Source organism: Pseudomonas sp. GM102, from assembly GCF_000282555.1.
GTDB lineage: Bacteria > Pseudomonadota > Gammaproteobacteria > Pseudomonadales > Pseudomonadaceae > Aquipseudomonas.
This window is the reverse complement of record NZ_AKJB01000041.1, coordinates 1-668: the sequence shown is the minus strand read 5'-3', so window position 1 is coordinate 668 and position 668 is coordinate 1. Positions and strand designations below refer to the sequence as shown.

The following is a 668-nucleotide window of genomic DNA, read 5'->3' as shown; positions in this document are numbered from 1 at the left end:
GACATCCTGCACAGGGGCTGTCCCTATAACGGGGGTATCGTCGTCGACGGTGATGACCAGTTTGTCGGCCGCGGCCGTCACCGTGTCGCCATCGTTGTCGGTGGCCTGCAGCAGCGTGCCCAGGTTGATGGTGATGTCGTTCTCGTCGTTGCCAGCCGCGTGATCCAGCGGCTTGAGCAGCGTGAAGGTGTAGGCACCCGCTGCGGTGAGGCTGAAGGTGAACACGTCGGCACCGGCTACGCCGGCCTTGGCGGTGAGCGTGCCGCCCGCGACGCTGTACACCAGCGCCACCCCGCCCGAGCTCAGCGCCGGCAAGCCACTGGTATTACTCGACAAGGCATAGCTCAGCGGCGTGTCGGCGCCCGACTGGAAGATGCCAGTCACGCTGCCGCCGGCCGTGGTCGCCTCGCCGGTCACGTCGCCCGTACCACCGGCAATGCCATTGGCCAGGCCGTCCTCGTCGACGGTTCCCGACACGGCGGTCCCGGTCGCCGTCGGCGTGTCGTCGTCGACGGTGATGACCAGTTTCTCGGCCGCGGCTGTCACCGTGTCACCGTCCTTGTCGGTGGCTTGCAGCAGCGAGCCCAGGTTGAGGGTGATGTCGTTCTCGTTGTTACCTGCCGCATGATCCAGCGGCTTGAGCAGGGTGAAGGTGTAGGCACCCGCTG

1 protein-coding gene is annotated in these 668 nt (G+C 66.6%); it reads right to left on the bottom strand.

What is annotated here, in order from left to right:
- The coding region (locus PMI18_RS22510; RefSeq protein ID WP_007897293.1) for a T1SS-143 repeat domain-containing protein at positions 1-668 on the bottom strand (668 nt) is incomplete at both ends.